Annotated in this window: 18 protein-coding genes; 8 read left to right on the forward strand and 10 right to left on the reverse strand. The window is 37.3% G+C overall.

The window, feature by feature from the left end; all coding sequences use genetic code 11:
* Positions 1-7 precede the first annotated feature (7 nt).
* Entirely contained in the window at positions 8-907 is a 900-nt protein-coding gene (locus RI557_RS01130; protein ID WP_310681534.1) for a hypothetical protein, read from the reverse strand.
* Positions 908-954: 47 nt separating this feature from the next.
* Here RI557_RS01130 and RI557_RS01135 point away from each other — a divergent pair, with 47 nt between their 5' ends.
* Positions 955-2,106, forward strand: a complete 1,152-nt coding sequence (locus RI557_RS01135; protein WP_310667193.1) for a C1 family peptidase — start codon at positions 955-957, stop codon at positions 2,104-2,106.
* Here the strand turns inward: RI557_RS01135 and RI557_RS01140 are convergent.
* A complete protein-coding gene (locus tag RI557_RS01140) occupies positions 2,093-2,296 on the reverse strand; it encodes an RNA-binding S4 domain-containing protein (RefSeq protein WP_310667192.1) in 204 nt (67 codons plus the stop codon). The two genes, RI557_RS01135 and RI557_RS01140, sit on opposite strands and share 14 nt — an antisense overlap.
* A 19-nt stretch (positions 2,297-2,315) precedes the next feature.
* Here RI557_RS01140 and RI557_RS01145 point away from each other — a divergent pair, with 19 nt between their 5' ends.
* Positions 2,316-3,113, forward strand: coding sequence for a DUF2797 domain-containing protein (locus tag RI557_RS01145; RefSeq protein ID WP_310681536.1), 798 nt, complete (start codon positions 2,316-2,318; stop codon positions 3,111-3,113).
* Here RI557_RS01145 and RI557_RS01150 read toward each other — a convergent pair whose 3' ends face one another.
* Positions 3,114-3,395, reverse strand: coding sequence for a DUF493 family protein (locus tag RI557_RS01150; protein ID WP_310667190.1), 282 nt, complete (start codon positions 3,393-3,395; stop codon positions 3,114-3,116).
* Between the two features lie 112 nt (positions 3,396-3,507).
* Here RI557_RS01150 and RI557_RS01155 point away from each other — a divergent pair, with 112 nt between their 5' ends.
* On the forward strand, positions 3,508-5,394 hold the full coding sequence (locus RI557_RS01155; RefSeq protein ID WP_310667189.1) for a Na+/H+ antiporter NhaC family protein: 1,887 nt from the start codon (positions 3,508-3,510) through the stop codon (positions 5,392-5,394).
* 72 nt (positions 5,395-5,466) lie between these two features.
* On the opposite strand, the gene RI557_RS01160 is transcribed toward RI557_RS01155, so the two are convergent.
* The 3 genes from RI557_RS01160 to RI557_RS01170 are packed head-to-tail and all read right to left on the reverse strand — an operon-like array spanning position 5,467 to position 6,783.
* A complete protein-coding gene (locus RI557_RS01160; RefSeq protein ID WP_310667188.1) occupies positions 5,467-5,769 on the reverse strand; it encodes a hypothetical protein in 303 nt (100 codons plus the stop codon).
* A gap of 7 nt (positions 5,770-5,776) precedes the next feature.
* Positions 5,777-6,277, reverse strand: a complete 501-nt coding sequence (locus RI557_RS01165) for a hypothetical protein (protein ID WP_310681538.1) — start codon at positions 6,275-6,277, stop codon at positions 5,777-5,779.
* Positions 6,247-6,783 carry a DNA starvation/stationary phase protection protein gene (locus RI557_RS01170; RefSeq protein WP_310667184.1) on the reverse strand — a complete coding sequence of 179 codons (537 nt, stop codon included), beginning with the start codon at positions 6,781-6,783 and terminating at the stop codon, positions 6,247-6,249. Before RI557_RS01170 ends, RI557_RS01165 begins: the two co-directional genes overlap by 31 nt.
* 295 nt (positions 6,784-7,078) lie before the next feature.
* Here RI557_RS01170 and RI557_RS01175 point away from each other — a divergent pair, with 295 nt between their 5' ends.
* From RI557_RS01175 to RI557_RS01185, 3 genes are read left to right on the forward strand one after another with little or no spacing between them, the layout of a single operon-like run.
* Positions 7,079-7,315: a YtxH domain-containing protein gene (locus RI557_RS01175; RefSeq protein WP_310667183.1), complete on the forward strand. Its 237-nt coding sequence runs from the start codon at positions 7,079-7,081 to the stop codon at positions 7,313-7,315.
* A 4-nt stretch (positions 7,316-7,319) separates the two neighbouring features.
* On the forward strand, positions 7,320-7,673 hold the full coding sequence (locus RI557_RS01180) for a hypothetical protein (protein WP_310667182.1): 354 nt from the start codon (positions 7,320-7,322) through the stop codon (positions 7,671-7,673).
* Positions 7,649-7,966 carry a hypothetical protein gene (locus tag RI557_RS01185; protein ID WP_310667181.1) on the forward strand — a complete coding sequence of 106 codons (318 nt, stop codon included), beginning with the start codon at positions 7,649-7,651 and terminating at the stop codon, positions 7,964-7,966. Before RI557_RS01180 ends, RI557_RS01185 begins: the two co-directional genes overlap by 25 nt.
* On the opposite strand, the gene RI557_RS01190 is transcribed toward RI557_RS01185, so the two are convergent.
* The 4 genes from RI557_RS01190 to RI557_RS01205 are packed head-to-tail and all read right to left on the reverse strand — an operon-like array spanning position 7,963 to position 11,519.
* Entirely contained in the window at positions 7,963-9,333 is a 1,371-nt protein-coding gene (locus tag RI557_RS01190) for an ATP-binding protein (RefSeq protein WP_310667179.1), read from the reverse strand. The two genes, RI557_RS01185 and RI557_RS01190, sit on opposite strands and share 4 nt — an antisense overlap.
* Before the next feature lie 5 nt (positions 9,334-9,338).
* Positions 9,339-10,751, reverse strand: a complete 1,413-nt coding sequence (locus tag RI557_RS01195) for a sigma-54 dependent transcriptional regulator (protein ID WP_310667178.1) — start codon at positions 10,749-10,751, stop codon at positions 9,339-9,341.
* A 30-nt stretch (positions 10,752-10,781) separates the two neighbouring features.
* Complete coding sequence (locus tag RI557_RS01200) at positions 10,782-11,129, reverse strand: response regulator (protein WP_310681540.1); 348 nt, start codon at positions 11,127-11,129, stop codon at positions 10,782-10,784.
* Positions 11,130-11,141: 12 nt separating this feature from the next.
* A complete protein-coding gene (locus RI557_RS01205) occupies positions 11,142-11,519 on the reverse strand; it encodes a hypothetical protein (RefSeq protein WP_310667175.1) in 378 nt (125 codons plus the stop codon).
* 437 nt (positions 11,520-11,956) lie between these two features.
* Between RI557_RS01205 and RI557_RS01210 the strand changes: the two genes are divergently transcribed.
* Both RI557_RS01210 and RI557_RS01215 read left to right on the forward strand, forming a co-directional pair.
* A complete protein-coding gene (locus tag RI557_RS01210) occupies positions 11,957-15,403 on the forward strand; it encodes a SusC/RagA family TonB-linked outer membrane protein (RefSeq protein ID WP_310667174.1) in 3,447 nt (1,148 codons plus the stop codon).
* Between the two features lie 12 nt (positions 15,404-15,415).
* Positions 15,416-16,969 (forward strand): SusD/RagB family nutrient-binding outer membrane lipoprotein, encoded by a 1,554-nt coding sequence (locus RI557_RS01215; RefSeq protein ID WP_310681542.1) that lies wholly within the window; start codon positions 15,416-15,418, stop codon positions 16,967-16,969.

Genomic DNA, 16,969 nt, shown 5'->3' on the forward strand with positions numbered 1-16,969 from the left:
TAAATAATCAAAGTTTAATTACCTGCACAAGTTGCCATTTTAGCTCTGTTATTTCAGCGTTGAGTAACATATAGTCAGATCCATTCCAGCTAAAATGAACCTTTCTTTCCCCATCAGTGAGTATTTTCCTACAAGCCTCTCTAAATTGCTGGTTTTTACTCCTGTAAATATTTTTTGATTTTGGAAATTCTACTATTTCATTTCCCGGTTTTTCAAACTCGCTTTCAACTGCAATTATCGATTCGGTATTTTCTCTTGATGCTATTAATCTTCCTTTAGGATCCATAATAAAATAATACCCTGATGCTTTATCGAGATAGTTTTTTTTAATCGATTGAACAGGTATATTCAACTGGATATAATCATCATCCATTGATACTACACAGGAAATAAGCCAGTTTGACTCTATCGGGAACCAATGCGGAACTGTTACCCATTTTCCCGATGGTTTTTCTTTTATCTCATCTACCTGCTTCATGATATTTGAAAGATGCGATTTTTCTATTTTTTGGAATGCACTATTCAATTTGGGATAAACCAACACACCTTTTTGAGGTGAAACAACCATGATACTGGAAGTCAATTTTGATTTGTTATAAATACTTTTTAGTTCTTCTTCACCTATTTTAAGCGGAATTTCACTCCAATTTCCAGGATACTTTAGCTCTCCGGCTAAATTAAAATAGGAAAAAACATCATCGACAAAATACTTCCTTACGGAGCTTCTATTTTCCTTATCAGTAAGGCTTTTTAAACGCTTCGACTCCTGAACAAACTGGTAATTAATTTCATAAGCCATTTGTTTGATAGCTGAAGTTTCGCTCTCAAAAGTGCTTGTGCTTTCAACACAACCTGAAAGCAAAAACAATACTATTGCCGAAAGCATTAATTTTATTCTCAAAAACATTTTGCTGTTGTAGATTTGAAAATCATTTGAACCAAATTACAATAATCATGCGCACAACTTTTGCATTTACCATATCAGCTCTTTTAGTTCTTTCTACTGCACAGGGCCAGGATAAAAAACCTGATGAAGGCTATCGTTTCAATGATGACATTAAAATTGAATCAACTGAAGTTATAAGCCAGGACAGAACAGGAACCTGCTGGAGCTACTCCACTACTTCTTTTTTAGAATCTGAGGTTGAGAGAATCAACGGTAAGCCCGTAGATCTCAGCGAAATGTTTCAGGTGCGTAATATTTATATTGAAAAGGCTAAAAACTACGTACTGAGACAAGGGAAAACTCAATTCAGCCAGGGTAGTCTCAGTCATGATGTAATGAAGTCTGTTGAGCAATACGGAGTGGTTCCACAAAGTGCTTATGACGGATTGAATTACGGCACAAAAACTCACAATCACGGTGAACTGGAAAAGGTTTTGAGTAATTTTGTTGAAGCTATCGTTCAAAACCCGAATGGAGAACTAACACCGGTTTGGCTGGATGCCTATACTGCATCGTTGGATACGTATTTGGGCCCGGCTCCGACCGAAATAGACTACAATGGAAATTCATACTCCCCAAAACAACTAGCTGATAAGTTGAAAATCAATACTGAGGACTATGTGACTTTCACTTCATTCAACCACCACCCATTTTATGAGCAATTTATTCTCGAAGTTCCCGATAACTGGTCAAATGGAAGTTACTACAATGTAAGATTAGATGAATTCATTCAACTGATAGATCACGCTCTCGAAAACGGCTACTCACTTGCATGGGATGCTGATGTGAGCGAAAAAACATGGTCGACAAAAGAAGGTGTGGCGATTATTCCCGAAACAGATTACAGCTCACTATCGAGATCTGATCAAGAGGTATTCTTTAATTCAGTACAGGAAGAAAAAGAAATTACACAGGAATACCGCCAGCAAGAATTTGAAAACTACAATACAACTGATGATCACCTCATGCATATTGTGGGACGCAGCCACAATCAAAAAGGTGATAGCTTTTACCTCGTAAAAAACAGTTGGGGAACTGATGCCGGTATTGATGGTTATCAGTACATTTCTGTTCCTTACATGAAATTAAAATCAATCGCGATTATGGTTCATAAAGATGCTGTACCAAAAGCGATAAGTAAAAAATTTAAACAATGGTAACTTCTTCGCCCTCGAAGGTAATTACATCTCCTTTGCGTAGTTTCCTTCTTTTGCGAAGTTCAACCTCATCATTAACCATGACCAGTCCGTCAGCTACAACGAGCTTTGCCTCACCTCCTGATGCGACAAGGTTGACAATTTTTAGAACTTTAATCAACTCGATATAATCGTCTTGTAGTGTAAACTCCATGACGCAAAACTAAGCACAAATGGAATTGAGCGGAAATCTTCATAAAATGCCTGTCAAACTTTTAGACGGAAAGGCGCATTATACACTTGAATTAAATGGTGACAAAGGAGACCTCAACGGGGCTCTTGGTGAAAAAATCAACTTGCATTTCACCGGTCAAATCAATTGTATCAATTGCGGAAGAAAAATCAAGAAGACATTTGGTCAGGGCTTTTGCTACCCCTGCTTTCGAGACGCTCCTCAGGCCTCAGAGTGTATTATTCACCCTGAGCGTTGCCGCGGACATTTAGGTGAAGGGCGCGATCCAGAATGGGAGCAAAAACATCATGTTCAACCCCATTTTGTTTATCTCGGAGTATCGAGCGGATTGAAAGTAGGAATCACTCGTGAAACACAAATCCCAACGAGATGGATCGATCAGGGTGCCAAAGCCGGAATTATCCTGGCCAAAACAACAAACCGATACGAAGCCGGTGTTATTGAAGTGGCACTGAAAGATCACTTTGCTGATAAAACTTCCTGGCAAAGGATGCTAAAAGGCGATATAAGAGATGTTGATTTGCTCGAAGAAAAAGAAAAAGCGCGAAAGTTCATCCCCGATGAAATGTCTGATTTTTTCTACGATGAAAACGGTATCATATCAATAGAATATCCGCTACTCGAATCACCTGATAAAGTGAAAAGCATAAAATTCGATAAGGAGCCAACAATCAACGGAACGCTAACCGGGATAAAAGGCCAGTACTTAATTCTGGATAATAAATTTGTCACCAACATCCGCAACCAAAGCGGGTATTTTGTTGAAGTTGAAGTGTAATTAAAGTGAAATAATGCCCTCGATAGATTCAGCTTCACGATAACGCTCAATAACTTTATCGGCACTGAGCATCATTTCTTTAGCTGTAACGCTTACAAAATTTCCGTTTCTGCTTTCACGAATAGCAATTTGAGCCTCAGATCCAAAAAGCGCCTCAACTTGTGCATGAAGCTTATTCTCATTGGGAACAATAAACTTAAACATGTAAACTGAAGGAAACTTGTGTTGCTTTTTGAGTTTCTTTTTCAAATCCCTGTAAAACGCCTTCCTATCTTTTTGCATACGTTTTATTACGAATCAATTTAAAATTTGGTTTGGTGGTGCAAGAATAACGAATCTGCTCAAAACGCGCTGTTTCATCTAACAATTTCCAAAAGTTCTTACTTTTATCGCCATGCGAAAAATTTTGAATGTCCTCATTCTTCTTTTTATCACGGTCAGAGCCATAAGCCAACCCGAGTTCTCCGTAGAAAAACCGGAAGTGATTATCGAAAGTGTTCCCACTGAGGTAACACTGCATTTTGACGAGTTCCCTGCTTCAGATAAAATTGTGATCAACGGATCTGAATATAAGATTAATACAAACAAAAAAAATGTAGTTGTAGAGCATAAATTTTCTTCAAATGATGAGCAATTATCAGTTCAATCGGGCTCAAAAACTAAAACATCGCCCGTCAACCCAATTTCACTTTGGCTGAGCATTGTTCCGCCTTTACTCGCTATTGTGATGGCTCTTATTTTTCGCGAAGTTCTCACCTCACTTTTCCTGGGTATTTTTACCGGTACAGCTATCATTGGCTATCACAGTGATGGTCTATCCGGAATAGGATCTGGTTTTCTCTCCATTTTTGATGAATATGTCATTGGAGCATTGAATTCATGGGATCACTTAGCTGTAATTTTATTTTCCATGACGATAGGAGCTGTTGTTACAGTAATCTCCAAAAATGGTGGTATGCAGGGCGTTGTAAACCGAATTTCTAAAAAAGCCAAAACTGCTAAGGGTGGACAGTTAGCGACATATATCCTGGGGATTTCTATTTTCTTTGATGATTACGCCAATACGCTGGTTGTGGGGAATACGATGCGAGCTGTAACCGATAAATTAAAGGTTAGTCGCGAAAAACTGGCGTATCTTGTTGATTCAACAGCAGCACCAATTGCAGCAGTAGCTTTCGTCACAACGTGGATAGGAGCTGAACTGGGTTACATCCAGGATGGTGTGAATACAATTCCGCAGTTGAATGAAGGTGCTTACAGTATTTTTCTCAATTCCCTGAGTTTCTCGTTTTACCCAATTTTCACACTTGCTTTTGTGTTGATGCTCATCCTGTTTCAGCGTGATTATGGTCCAATGCTCAAAGCAGAAAACAAAGCACGTAAAACAGGTGAAGTACTCAGCGAGAGTTCCAGTATGGAAACTTCAGAACTGGAAGAGTTTGAACGAAAAGAAGGAATTCCGATGCGCCCAGTCAACGCGATTATTCCGGTTCTGATTATTGTACTGGGAACAATCATCGGGTTGTTTTATACGGGATGGGATTCTGAAATTTGGCAAGATGAAAGTCTCGGGTTAACCAGAAAGTTATCTTACATAATTGGGCAAAGTGACAGTTACACTTCACTTCTTTGGTCATCACTAACCGGACTTGTGGTGGCTATTCTCATGACAATTGCCCAACGACTATTAACTCTCCAGGAAGTTATGGACTCTGTTGTGGGAGGGTACAAAAGCATGATTACTGCAATGATGATTTTGACTCTTGCCTGGAGTTTGGCTCAAATCACTCAGGATATGCATACAGCAGCTTTTTTAAAGCAACTGTGGTCTCCTGAGTTATCACCTGTTTTTATTCCGGCTATTACGTTTTTATTAGCCGCGCTAGTGGCTTTTTCTACTGGTTCATCATGGGGAACGATGGCAATTCTTTATCCGCTATTGCTACCGGCAACCTATCAAATTGCTGCGAGTGCAGGATTTGAGCACGGAGAAATAATGCCGCTATTTTACAATGTTGTTTCGTGTATTTTAGCAGGATCGGTATTGGGTGATCATTGTTCACCAATTTCTGATACTACTATTTTAAGCTCTCTATCTGCTGATTGTCATCACATTGATCACGTGAGGACTCAACTCCCTTACGCTTTGAGTGTTGGTGGTGTCGCTATCTTTTTTGGTACACTCCCTGCAGCATTCGGAATACCGTCATGGATTTTATTCCCTGTGGGCATCGGAATACTGGTTCTGATCGTGAGGTATTTTGGGAAAAGCTCAGCATAAAAAAAGCCCCGCCATTATTGACGAGGCCCCCTCACATATAACCTAACCCTATATCAACTCAACTATGAAAATTTATTTCTCTTCAAGTTTTTGTATCAGTTTACTAACTGCTGTCTCTTCTTTTGGATTGTATGTATCAACGACAACACCTAGCTTTTTGTTTTGTTTTGAGATTGCATATAGGACAGACATATCTGCCGGGTTCGTCATTCCCTCAAACCGGTGATGTTCATCAATTTGAAGATCATCACTATTTATTCTTGTATTGTTATCCTCAACAGTAAGGTCATCGTAAATTTTTAATTCATCTTTATAACCTCTGTTGTTGAGTTCTTTGATTGCTTCAACCAGGGTGTTGTATTGATTGTTTGACATACAGTTATTATTTATTTTGGTCAGAACTCATGTAAGTTCTGTATGATTTATCTAATGATTCGAGATTCTTTTTGGTTATGGTAAGATCATCCTTGTCGTGAGAACGCAATTGGTCTTTTTCGGTAACAAGCAGGTCCTTATATTCTATCAACTTTGCTCGTTTAACTTCTAGCTTTTCGAGCTCAGTATCTTTAGCTGATCCCATTTTATTATCAATATCGGCAACTTTAGTATCGATTGCGTTAATTTTATCATCTATTGATTTATTGAGTTCAGCTTTAGTATTTAATACTGCCTGCTCAGTTTGATTTGGAACGATTTCAGCTTCTTTTTCTACCATTAGGCCTAGGCTAGCTAGTACTGCTGATAGTATTACTGTTCCAAAAATAACGCCTAAAGATTTTCTTACTTTGCGTCCTCTTCCCTTCTTTATTTCATCACTTACCATAATTCCTCCGTTCTTAAAATTCTTATTAATTATTTTTCTAGCATACTTCTCAACATCCATGAAGTTTTTTCGTGGAAATCAAGTCGTTCAGTAATCAAATCGATTGTTGCTTCATCACCTGCATTATCTGCCGGATCAAGCGCTTTTCTCAGTGAACGTGTTACAGTTTCGTGTGCTTCTAATAAATCTGCCACCATCTCCATTTGACTTAAATTGCTGTTAGGAATGTTTACTGAAGTCATATCATTAAACTCTGTAAGCGTTCCTGGAGATTTGAATCCGAGAGCTCTAATTCGTTCAGCAATTTCATCAACTGCACCAAATATATCTTCGTAATGTTCTTCAGTCATTAAATGAATATCTCTGAATAAAGAACCCTGAACATTCCAGTGATAATTTTGTGTCATGAGCATAAGGCAATAAGTATCAGCTAAAACTTTACCCATTGCATTGGCAATTTCACTTCTGTGCTCTTTTGACATTCCTGTATTAACTTTTAAAGTCATCGGACTTGGACTTTCAACATTCATTTCTTCTAATTCAACTGCTTTACTCTTCGTACTCATAAATTTTTGTTTTGAAATTTCACTGTTTATTGTGAAAAGATTATTCCATCATTTCAATAATAAACAGTTAAATCTCTGTAATTCTGTATTTTATCATAAATACCAGCGAAAGTTTTCAAAATGAATACAACTTTACTGTAGCGATTATTCCCCAATCACTTTATGAATCGTGTGAAAAATGTAACACTTATTATAATCTATGTCGCTGAAGCCTTTAATATATGTATGGCACGAAACTTCCTTAATACAATATGAATTTGTATTTTTAACAATTAAAAACAATAAATTAATAATTATGAGTAGATCAACAGACATATTAATTTCAGGAATTGCAGGATTGGCAGTAGGGTTTACAGCAGGAATTCTTTTAGCTCCACAAAGTGGTAAAGAAACACGTGATCAAATCAGTCATAAAGTAGATGATTTAGTTAAAGAATTAGACACATTAAAAGACAAAACGGCTGAGATGGCCAATAATGCTACTAATTCTGCAAACGAAGCTGCTAAGAAAGAAGCTGAAACAAAATCATAATAAAATGATGAACGAGATTAAAGAGGATTTAAACTCCTTAAAATCTGAAGCTACAGAATATGCCAGGTTGAGATATGACCTCCTTCAATTGAAGTCGATCGACCTGGCGTCTAACACGGGGGCTCGCTTAATGGCGGCCTTCTTTTTAGCTTTGGTATGCCTTGGTATTTTAATTTTTGCAGGGTTTGGATTAGCCTTTTATTTAGGTTCTGTATTCGATAATTACTCTGTGGGATTTTTTATCGTAACAGGTATAATTTTGGTTTTGACCATCATAGGAGTGATTTTCAATGAAGCACTAGTTATTAAACCTTTTAGAAGATTGTTATTGAAATGGATCATCAAAAAGAAAAAATAAGTACTCAGCTTTCTGAGATTCGAGATTATCATGATTTGGAAATCATGATTCACGAAAAAGAACAGTTGCTCGAGTTAAAAGAACAGCAACTTAAGTTGAGAAGAGATTTAGTTTACGCAAGAATTGAACAGAAATTTGGTGTTTCTACAAACCACTTTGATGGGTTTAAATTAGTGAGAGGACTATTATCTAGTTTACTTGAAGCTAAGCCAGAGTTGAAAAACAGTTCATTTATCCCATTTATTTCCAAAGCTCTTAAGATTGTACCGGCAGTGATAAAAATGTTTCGTTAGCAGGGCCCGGGGTTTAAGTAGCAATAAAATGTAGTCCCTTCTCCAGGTTTACTCTTAACGTGAATTTTGGAGTTGTGGGCTTTTATTATATTTAGTGAACTTGTAAGGCCAAGCCCCATTCCACCACGTTTTCCAGTTTGAAAAGGGTCGTATATTCGTTCCAGCTCTTCATCATTCATTCCTTTTCCATTATCGCGAATACTCACTACTGCTCTTCCTTCATTTTCCCAAATACTCAACCAAACTTTACCACTATTGGTTGGAACTGCTTCTGTTGCATTGATTACAATATTGGTCAATGCCATAACCATTTTATCATAATCGATACAAACAGTCTTATCACGTAGTGAGTTTCGTTTGTGAAACTTCACGTTTGTGAGTTCAAATCTATCTTTGGTCGATTCTTCAACAGCTTTGATAAGTTTATTAGTTGGCACCTCCCTCAACTGAATAGAGGTTGGCTTTGTTGATTGAAGTATTTCATTGATGAGATTGTTGATTCTTTTTGAGTTTCTGCTGATGATATCAAAATATAATTCAGCCTCCTCAGAGACAGACTTCTCATTCTCTTTTAAGTGATCGAGTGCTAAATCAATATTTGTAAGTGGATTGCGTACTTCATGTGCTATGCTCCTTGAAATCCTGGAAGTGAGTAGCATTTTCTCATCCCGCAAGTTTTCCCTATCAGCCTCCAGTTGTCTTGTAACATCCTGTGAGATCATCAATGATGAAAGTACCTTTCCGTAATCATCCTGTACCGGAATAAACTCTATTTTAAAATGTACATTTTTAACCTTTTTGAAGATTTTCAGTTCCTCTCCCTCCCATGTACGTTTGAGGTATCCTTCAATCTCTGATAATTTATTTGGAGGTAGAATTTCGTTCAGTTGTTTTCCTTCAAGCTTAGTTCTTGAACAGTCAAATGCTTTAAGTCCTGGGCCCTGGGCAACAGCTATATCCATTGTGTTTTGAAATAGTACGAAAAAGGTTTTAGGAATATGCTGGGCGAGAGAGCGCAACTGCTTTTCTTTTTCTTTTACCGTTTCCAGGTTGACCTCTTCTTTTGTTGTTGGCGTTATAACAGAGATCGTGTATTTATCAAGCTTGCCTTCTCGCATTGTACACCATATTTGCCTGCCTGATCTTGGCTTTATGGTAATAAGCTTCTGGTTCTGACCGTAACTAACCGGCCCCCTATTAGATTTTATCAAATTCTTAATTGATAAATTTTGAAGATCTTCAACTTTAAAGCCAAATGTACTGGCAAATGATTGATTTACAGTTTCTATCTTTTGATCCCTGTGAACGAGAACGGGAAGTGGAAGATGCTTATAAGCTTCAAAAAAATCTTTTACGTCTTCATTCATATTCATCATAACGTTAAATCGAGCTGACTCATTTTGTTGTAGAGTGTTTTGCGGTCTACTCCCAGTATTTTAGAAGCTTCAGACTTGTTCCCGTTCACTCTTTTAAGAGCCCGAATAATGGTTTTTCTCTCAGCAACGGCAACAGCCTCCTTAAGTGTTACAGGAGTTTGTTCCTCATAATCATTATTCCATTCCTGATTCCACATTTCCTCAGGCAATGAGTTAAGCGTAATATTATCTTCACTCTCCAACAAAACAGCCCGCTTCACAGTGTTTTTAAGTTCTCGCAAGTTCCCGTGCCAGGGATATTTCTTAAGTTGATCAAGAGCTTTTGAGCTAACTCCTTTTATTGACTTATTGAGATCGCTATTGGCCTTTTCAATAAAAAGATTGAGGAAAGCTTCTAAATCCTCTGGTCGTTTACGAAGCGGTGGTATTTCAATTTTAAATTCGTTTAACCGATGGTACAAATCCTCTCTAAACTCACCATTTTCTACAGACCTGGAGAGATCTTCATTTGTAGCCACTAAAACACGAACATCAATATCAACAGGCTTTTCAGACCCCAGGCGAGTAACTCTTCGTTCCTCCAAAACCCGTAAAAGCTTTACCTGATTGTCGTATGATAAATTTCCAACTTCATCGAGAAAAAGTGTGCCTGTGTGAGCACGTTCAAAAGATCCCAATTTCTTTTGTAGAGCACCTGTAAAAGCCCCTTTTTCGTGTCCAAAAAGAGAACTCCCAGATAGATTCTCTGGTAATGCTCCACAATCAACCGCCACAAAAGGGTTGCTTGATCTATTGCTGTTGTAATGAATCCTTCTGGCTGCGTATTCTTTTCCGGACCCGGTTTCGCCCGTAATTATTACTGACATATCTGTAGGAGCTACCAAATCGATATGTTTTGTAACCTGTTGAGCTTGTGGACTATTTCCAACAACATAAACAGTTTTTTGGTCAGATCCTCTCTTAGCCGATCTTTTAACCCTCTTGCTGGCTTTATGTCGCCTTTCTGGCATGGGGCTGTGAACAGGAGTTTCATCAACCGCATCAGCCTTTCGTTTTTTGAGAGCTTCTTTAATTCTCATCAAAATCTCTTCAGGTTGAATAGGCTTTGTTACATAGTCAAATGCACCGCGCTTGATTGTTTTGATAGCTGTTTTCACATCACCGTACCCGGTAATAATGATAACCTGTACATTCTGATGTTTTTCCTTGATTTTTTTCAGAACCTCTTCTCCGTCAAAATCCGGTAGTCTAAAATCGAGTAATACGAGATCAGGCTTATCAGCAGTTATCTTTTTTAAAGCATCAAGGCCAGATTCTGATACATCAACATTAAAGTTGTTCCGTTCTAAAAACCTTTTTAACAACAACCCAATATCCGGATCATCATCAGCAATCAAAATTTTTTCCATGCTTCAAATGTACAAAGTGTAGAAAAATAACTACACACCAATAGCTTCAGAAAGTCGAGAAAAATTGAGCGGTTTAGATATAAAAGAAATAACCCCTAAAGATTTAGCCCTTTCTTTTTCTTCATCAGTGTCATAAGCACTATTAATAACAACCTTACAATCAGGATATCTATCATTTAAATAAGGAATAAACTCAAAACCTGAACCATCAGGAAGGTTTAAATCAAGCAAGACAAAATCTGGTGTGAACTCTTTCAAAAGTTCTCTAGCTTCATTGAGTCCAGATGCTCTTTTAACATCCAGTCCTTTCTTCTTAAAAAACGATAAAATCAACTGTGCAGAATCGTTTTCATCTTCTATCAAAAGCAAACGAACCATACTTACTACCATTTACAAATCAACCAGGTCCATAGGAGTTTTGACAATTAATACCCTTTCATCTTTAAACGCAATAGGAAACCTCAAGGAGCAGGGATTTGCCTGTAAAAACTTCACCCAATCTTGTGGAGATGCTTCCACAAGTGGGAACTTGATATCACTTAACTTTGACAAATCAATAAGATCCTTCATTTCATAATCGCTATCTTCAATAACACGATTAATTTGAGTAGATGTCAAAGTAGTTTTTGAGAAATCTATTGCTTTAATATTCAACCCTTCAGATTGAGCATAAGCTAAAGTTTGTTTTCCTTTATTAGACTCTGGGTCAAGATAAAGAGAAATCTGCTTAGTCATTGAATTACTCATATTATCTGTCTTCCTATCCATGATTAATATTTTACTGAATTAAGAAAAAATCATTCCTAATTGATAAACAGCTCAAAATCAAAACAATGTGTTCAGTAATAAATTTTTCAAAGGGTATTTTTTACACATCGTAATATTTTGTTTCATCAGAAACTTTAAATATGAACGTTTACCATAAGATGTCCATGAGATCAAAACTCAGGGATTAGAGCAACTTTAGCAAGGTCAGCAAACTATTTCAATTATAAATATTTGCCTGCTATAATTGAAAAGAGAGATTTCCTGTTTTCAATGCACACCATGGTTAAAAAGCTGTAAAACACGATCAAAAAGACATTATTCTTAAAAACAAACACCCTGTAATCGTTACTTTTTTTAAAAATCTATACTATAAATCTTTTTAGTTCGTATAGAAACTACTTATTTTGCCCCTGTTAAAAATCCTTAAATAATAACTTATGAGACAAAAGGTACGGAGAATGTCAATGAGCCACTGTTGGCGAAAAGTAAGTATGGCCTTCTCGGTCACAATGCTTTTTGCATTGATAACAGGTGCTACATTTGCACAAAAGACTATTACAGGGAAAGTCGTTGATGATCAGGGGAACCCGGTATTCAGCGCAAATGTTGTTGAAAAAGGAACTACAAATGGTACAACAACAGGAATGGATGGTACTTTTAGCCTGGAAGTATCAGAAGAAGCAAAAGCTTTAAAGTTTTCATTTGTAGGTTTCAAAACTAAAACTGTTCAACTTAAAGGTAGAACTGAACTCAATGTAACAATGTCTTCAAGTGTAGAACTTGATGAAGTTGTTGTTACAGCTCTTGGGGTTGAACGTGAAGAAAAAGCACTTGGTTATTCAGTATCGAAAATCGATGCTAAACAAGTTTCAGAAGTCAAAACGAATAATGTGACTGACCAACTTGCTGGAAAAGCAGCAGGTGTTTATGTCACTAGTGGTCAATCAGGTCCTACAGCATCAGCGAATATTAATATTCGTGGTGCCGTTTCATTAACAGGGAATAATCAGCCGCTATTTGTGGTAAATGGTATGCCAATCACAAACGATCTTTACAGTTTTGATGACGGTCTCAATGGTAGTACAACTATAGACTTTGGTAATGCTGCTCAAATTGTAAATCCAGATGACATCAAATCGATGAATGTTTTAAAAGGACCTGCCGCATCAGCTCTATATGGTTCACGAGCAGCTGATGGAGTGATTTTAATTGAAACAAAAACTGGAGAAAACCAAGAAGGATGGGGAATAGAGATTAATAATTCACTCACATTCCAGGAAATACTGAAATTACCTAATTATCAAAATCAATATGGTTTTGGTGGTGGTGGTAAGTATAGTTATAAAGATGGTTCTAACTATATTGGAGGTAATGATTATTACGAAGCATATGGTGAAAACTGGGGTCCTGCTATGAATGGCCAGGACATCGTTCAGTTTGATTCAGATGGGAACCCCGCTCCTTTTACACCTGCTGAAGATAATGTTAGAAATTTCTTTAGAACTGGTGTTACTAATATTGCAAATGTTGCTATTAATAAAAATTCTGAAGAGGGTGATTTCAGACTTTCATATACAAACCTTGAAAACCAAGGGATTATACCTAACACCGATCTCACCAGACATACTTTTCAAACAAGCATGGGAAGAAACTTTTTTGATGATAAACTCAGAGTTCGATATAACTCGATGATTATTAACTCGCAATCAGGTAACATTCCCAATGCAGGATATGATGAGTCCTCTTCTATCATGTACGGTTGGTTGTGGTATCCCAGACAAGTTGAAATCGATGATTTAAGAGATTATTGGCAACCAGGCCAAGAAGGAGTACAACAGCGATATGTGGAAAATTCATGGGTGAACAACCCGTGGTTTGTAGCAAATGAGAACACTAACTCATTTCAGAATAATAGAATAATTGGAAACCTGAAAGTCAATTATGACATTGCCGAAAATTTGAGCGCCAGAGTTAGATTTGGTGCAGATGTTTTAGATGAACAAAGACAATTTAGAAGAGCTCCTTCTACAAAAGGTACACCCAACGAAGCAGGTAGTTATCGAGAAGATGAAATTTCATTTTATGAAACAAACCTCGAAGGTCTTTTATCTTACAACCTCATCGAGGATCTGAAGAAAAAAGGATTCATCAATCAAAATAAAGTTGGTAGTGATTTTAGAGTAAATCTTAAAGTGGGTGGAAACCTCATGAATCAAAATTCTAATATTTCAGTTTCTGATAACCCTGAATTGAAACTTGCAGGTACTTCTCCTAGTGTCTACTCGCTCACTAATAATGCTTCACCTGTACAAACTGAATCTCAATTGAGAAGAAGGAGCATAAACAGTGTATTTGGATTAGCGAGTTTCTCTTACAAGTACTTTCTTTATTTAGATGCTTCTTTCAGAAATGATTGGAATAGTACACTAGCAAATCCTATAACTGGACTTGAGAATTCAGATTATAGTTTTGGATACCCTTCAGTATCTTTAAGTGCTGTTTTATCGGAAGTTATCGATTTAAAGTCTACGCCTATCAACTTCTTGAAAGTTAGAGCAAACTATGCTGAAGTTGGTAATGGTGCACCAGCGTATGCGTTTGGAAGAACATTTACGCCAAGAGCCTCATACGGTAATCAATCTTTGTTCACAACGCAAAGAACTATAACTGACCGTGATCTTACTAATGAGAGAACCAGTGCTTACGAAGCTGGTTTAGACGTTCGTTTATTCGATGGAAGGTTGAGGTTTGATGCAACGTATTATGATATGAGAAGTTCTAATCAGGTAATTACACTTCCTACCACAACATCAAGTGGTTATGACTTCACCCTAACCAACGGTGGTGAAATCAGTAACAAGGGAGTGGAATTGATGATCTCAGGAACACCTATCCAAAAGAAAGATTTTAGATGGGATGTTACTCTAAATGCTGGACACAACAGAGCTATTGTAGAAAAGCTTCCTGATGTTATTGAAAGCGGAAGGTATTCAATCGTATCAGATATGTATCCCGGTGACGAAGGTGGTGCAGACCTCGAGTATGTTGCTGAAGAAGGAGAACCCCTTGGTCAGCTATACGGTTTGGGCTTTGAACGTGACCCCGAAACAGATGAGATCATTCACTATGGTGAAGGAGAGAAAGCTGGTCTACCTATTTTAACTCAAAATAAGGTGTCAGCAGGTTCTTATCAACCAGATCTCAGATTAGGTCTTTACAATAGTTTCACATATAAAGACTTCACCTTGAGCTTCCTTATTGATGGTCAAATTGGTGGAAATATCTATTCTAGATCTCACGCCCTTTATAATACTGGCGGAACAATCACAAATGAAGATGATCCAAACCTTGATCTAAAAACAACTGAGGGCAGAACTGTATATAGTGTAAGTTATGATGGAACAAGAGATGCAGATGGCGATCTCATCCCAACTTACACTTTAGAACAAGAAGGAGGAGTAGTTGGCCCTGGAAAGAAGTGGGTTGACGAAAACGGTGATGGAGAAATCAATCACAGTACAGAACTTCAAGAAAATGATGTTGAAGTTGAGCCAGGTGGTGCAGGATATACCGGATATTTCTACAATTATTACGGTAATGGTTTCAATAGAGATAACATTGAAGCTGCAACTTACGATGCAACGTATTTCAAGTTAAGAGAAGTCTCTATAAGCTACAGGTTACCAAAAGATTTAGCATCTAAGATAGGAGCTAAAAGTGCTAGAGTATCTCTTATAGGAAGAAACTTGCTGCTTTGGACTAGAGTTCCTTCAATTGATCCTGAAACATATTCTGTTCGCAACGGAATTTTTGTGAATGGATTTGAAAGTACTCAACTTCCATCAACAAGAAGTATAGGTTTAATGCTAAACCTTAAATTCTAAAAAGATATTATTATGAAAATGAAATATTTAAATCCGATAATAATTTTCACATTATTCGTTGGGATCTCAATATTTGTATCGTGTAATAAGGATTTCGATGATATAAATGAGAACCCAAATGAACCAACTGAAGTAAGTCCTGATGTTCTTCTTGCTTCAGCTATTAAACAAAGTGTGAATACAAGTACTAACGAATCGTTCTTGTTGGGAAACAATGCAGGTCAGTTAACTGCAAAAACATTAAGGACTGAGGTCGATGATTATAATTGGAATGCTTTCCCAACTGTTTGGTCTGGCTTTTACACAAGTCTCACTGATGTTGAATCAATGATAGACATAACCTACGATCTCGAGACTTCTACAACAAAATACGATAGAATGAGAGGTGTTGGATTAGTCCTAAGATCATGGATCTATTACAACATAACGAACGCGTACGGTGATGTTCCCTACTTCAACGCTATTGAAGGAGATAATGGAAATTTCACTCCTGCTTATGATAGCCAAAGTGAAATTTATGCTGACATGATCGAAAAGCTCGATCAAGCAGATTCTCTTCTTCAAACTTCTTATAATAATTCTGATATTGAAGTTGAGCCAATAACTGGTGATTTAATTTATAATAATGATGCGAGCAAATGGGTGAAATTTGCTAACTCATTACAGCTTCGTATCTTAATGCATGCTGGGAATAGAATCGCTAATGGTTCACAAAAGTTTGAGGATATTGTCAACAATAGACCCATTATTTCATCTAATGATGATAATGCAACCTTAGATTACCTTGGTGGATTCCCAAATCAGTTTCCCACAATTCCTCTAAAAACTGGCGACTTTGATGCAGTAGCTTTGAGTCAAAATGCTTACGCAACGCTTTCTGCATATGGTGATCCAAGATTGATGAGATACGCCAGACCTTCAAATGGCAACTACGATTCAACCGGTGTTACTTCATTTAGTGGAGCTGTAAACGGAAGAAATAACGATAACTGCAACAAGTCAGGATCTCGTTTAGGTGCTATTTATTATAATTACCCAGATCAAAAAACAGCTTCTTCTCTTGGGTTAGAAACAGCTAATGGATTAATGATGACATATGCTGAAGTTCAATTCATATTAGCTGAAGCTCAAGCTAAAGGTTGGATCAATACTGGTACTGTAGAGGGTTATTACAAAGAAGGCATTTTAGCTTCTATGGAACAGTATCAGGTAAATGTCACTTCAGCTGGCTCTTACTCTACTTTTGGTTACTCTGACTTTGATGATTTTTACAACAACTCCGGAGTAGCTTATAATGCTGTAACTGATATATGGGAACAAAAGTGGCTGGCACTTTTCTTCACAGGATTAGAGCCTTATTTTGAGGTAAGAAGATGGTATGTTGAATCCAATAAAGATTGGAACAATATTCCATTCCTTTCAGCACCATGCGATAACGTAAACGATGATGTGTTACCAATGCGTTTTCTCTATCCTGGAGAAGAACAGAGTTTGAACAGCGCAAACTACAACAATGCATTGCCGCCTGATTATGATATCGATACCCCAATGTGGGTTGTAGAGTAA

Source organism: Salibacter sp. (genome assembly GCF_031581065.1).
Lineage (GTDB): Bacteria > Bacteroidota > Bacteroidia > Flavobacteriales_G > Salibacteraceae > Salibacter.